The organism is Paenibacillus sp. 01T422, assembly GCF_056398785.1.
In genome coordinates, this window is sequence record NZ_JBFTQB010000878.1 from 1 (window position 1) to 2,703 (window position 2,703).

Consider the following 2,703-nt stretch of genomic DNA (forward strand, 5'->3'; position numbering starts at 1 on the left):
TTATAGATCCCAACTTCTTCTGTATATTGAAATCTTTGCGCTAGCAAAGCTATGATCTTATGATCGACTTCGTCTATGCCATTTCTTAGTTCATCTAGCTTAGTCATCTGTTGTACCTCCACGTTTAATCCGCTATTCGCCAGCTATTCGTCATCGTAACAGGCATAATATTCCCTTGGTTGATCTGCAGCTTGTCTATACATAAAACCCTACTTCCAGGATCCGTGTCGCCTATCATTCTACGATGATAAACGATTAACCACTCGTCGGTTTCCGGCAAATGCAAATAACCATGATGACCAGGTCCCTCTGCAATCGGTTCTTGTTTTTGCAGAATCGTGCCTTTGTTCTCGAATGGTCCCAGTGGACTTTCGCTAGTGCCATAGGCCACCCGATAGCTGCCATCCACCCAACTCCCCATGGACCACATGAAATAGTAAAAGCCGCCGTTCTTGATCATACAAGGCCCTTCAACATACCCTTCCGGCGTGATAGACAGGAAGTTATCGCCATTTTCAAAAGGAACAAAGCCGGTCATATCTTCATTCATTTTCCCTACATTGCAATGCCCCCAACCTCCATAATAGAGATAAATGGTGCCGTCATCATCCTTATAGAGATGCGCATCAATCGGTTGAGCAGAGTGAATGAAACAATCGACTAGCGGTTTCCCTAAATAACCTCTAAACGGTCCCGCCGGATTGTCCGACACGGCAATTTCCAGCCCGCCTATTTCGCCATTGGATTGGATATCATTTGTGGCAAATATGAGATAGTATTTCCCCTTATTTTCAATGATAGTTGGTGCCCAAACAGCCCTCCACACCCATGGGAAATCTGACATTGCCAGTATGCTTTCATGTTTGGCCCAGTGGATCAAATCCGTGGAACTAAATGCATCCAGATTCATCTGGCTCGTATATGCCGTAATAGATCGTGTAGCGTAAATCCAATGCTTGCCCTCGTAGGTCCTAGCTTCAGGATCTGCATAAAATCCTGGCACAATGGGATTCGTTATTTCAGCCATCCGAGTACATCCTCCTCGTATTTATGCCTGCTTGCCAAAAAGAGAGCCGCATAACGCAGCTCCCCTGCAACATCTTATTCGTAAGTTTTCCTGATGCGCTCAGCTATCCAGTGGTTCACTTGAAATAGATCCGCAACGGGTTGACGTGTAAAAGGTAATGTCGGCATATAGCCTGGTGGGCCAAATTCAGGGGTAAATGTTGCAAATGGCTGCGCAGGAATGATCGTATTGTGAAGCATTTCATCCCACCACGCTTCAAATTGCTGCAGATAATGGGCATATTCAGGTGCTGCCGGGTGCGGTACTTGCGGACCTTCCTCGAAGCCAACTCTTCCGTGAACATGCAGCGCCCTGCTCTTAATGAGGTCAAGATCCTCTTGCTGATCGGACAACATCGATTCACATACACAGGTGAAGTGACTGAAGTCTGCTGTAATTTTCAGATCCGGAAACAGTTTCAGTACACGGGCAGTCGCTTTCGGAGTGAACATAATACGTCCTCTATGTGTTTCGTGCGCAACTTGAATACCAGCAGCTTTCTCTACGCGCAACGCATGTTCAAAAAAGCGATTCTGCTCATCTTCAGACATATAATCTTTCCCGCTGTGAGAGTTAATTAGCACAGGCGAGAATTGCTTCGCCCGCTCAACTTGCTCTTGAAAAGACTCTTCATGATTGTTGGATGTGAAAATCTGAGGTATGTAGGCCAGTTGCAGTTCGCCCAACAACGTAATGAATTCATTATGCTGCTCTTGGCTTGGCATAGGTGCTTCGATACCCTCGTAGCCATGCTGCTTGGCGCGCTGCAACTGCTCGCTAAGCGAACCTGGCATGCCCCATAACGCGTGAAAAAGATGTAATTTCAACGTATTCCCTCCAATGGTAATAAGAATGGCTAATCATCGACTAGTTCGCCTCTCACCTGTCAAAAACCTCTAAAGGCAAGAAATTAGAGGTGTACGTACAGAAAGAATGCCCGGTTCAACAATGAAGTTGAACCGGGCAAGCCTTAGTACCGCTCTACGCTTTTACTTTTTTTGCCCGCTTAACGTAATGACTTTCTCACCGCGGACAGCTGAACCGTCTTTGGCTGTTGCAATTACCTTGACGATGCCATTTTTCTTAGCTGTCAGCAAACCGTTTTGATCGATTGTCGCCTTATCCGTGATCGTTAAACCATCGGATTCAAAGACAGTCCATTTCACGGCTTTATTCGTAGCATTGGCTGGGAGTACCGCAGCTTGTAGCTGCAGCTTTCCACTTTTCTCGGTAATCGTGGAGGCATTGCCTGCGCCAGTGATCGTGATAGATGCAGCACTTACCGGTTGTCCACTAATTGTAATTACCTTTTCATTTCGGACGCCAGACCCATCTTTAGCCGTTGCAACAACTTTCACTTTGCCATCTTTTACAGCTCTGAGCAAGCCGCTCTGATCAATTGTCGCTCTATCCGTGTTCGTTAATCCGTCTTCTTCAAATACAGCCCATGTCACGGCTTTATTCGAAGCATTGGCTGGAAGAACCGCGGCATGCAGCTGCAGCTTCCCGCCTTTTGCAGTGATTGCCAACGCATTATTTGAGCTTGTAATGTTGATCGTTGCAACACTTTCAGGTTGTCCGCTTATCGTAAGTGCTTTCTCAGCGCGGACGCCGGAACCATCCGTTGCTGTTGCAAC

The 2,703-nt window shown here is 46.6% G+C and carries 4 protein-coding genes; all 4 read right to left on the reverse strand.

The genetic code is table 11. From position 1 onward, the window contains the following. The coding region (locus AC1DUA_RS32820; RefSeq protein WP_477503724.1) for a chorismate mutase at positions 1–107 on the reverse strand (107 nt) is incomplete at its 3' end. A gap of 17 nt (positions 108–124) precedes the next feature. After that, on the reverse strand, positions 125–1,027 hold the full coding sequence (locus tag AC1DUA_RS32825; RefSeq protein WP_477503721.1) for a glycoside hydrolase family 43 protein: 903 nt from the start codon (positions 1,025–1,027) through the stop codon (positions 125–127). 74 nt (positions 1,028–1,101) lie between these two features. Then, on the reverse strand, positions 1,102–1,893 hold the full coding sequence (locus AC1DUA_RS32830; protein ID WP_477503722.1) for a sugar phosphate isomerase/epimerase family protein: 792 nt from the start codon (positions 1,891–1,893) through the stop codon (positions 1,102–1,104). A 162-nt stretch (positions 1,894–2,055) separates the two neighbouring features. Then, a partial coding sequence (locus tag AC1DUA_RS32835) for an Ig-like domain-containing protein (RefSeq protein ID WP_477503723.1) occupies positions 2,056–2,703 on the reverse strand: 648 nt, incomplete at its 5' end.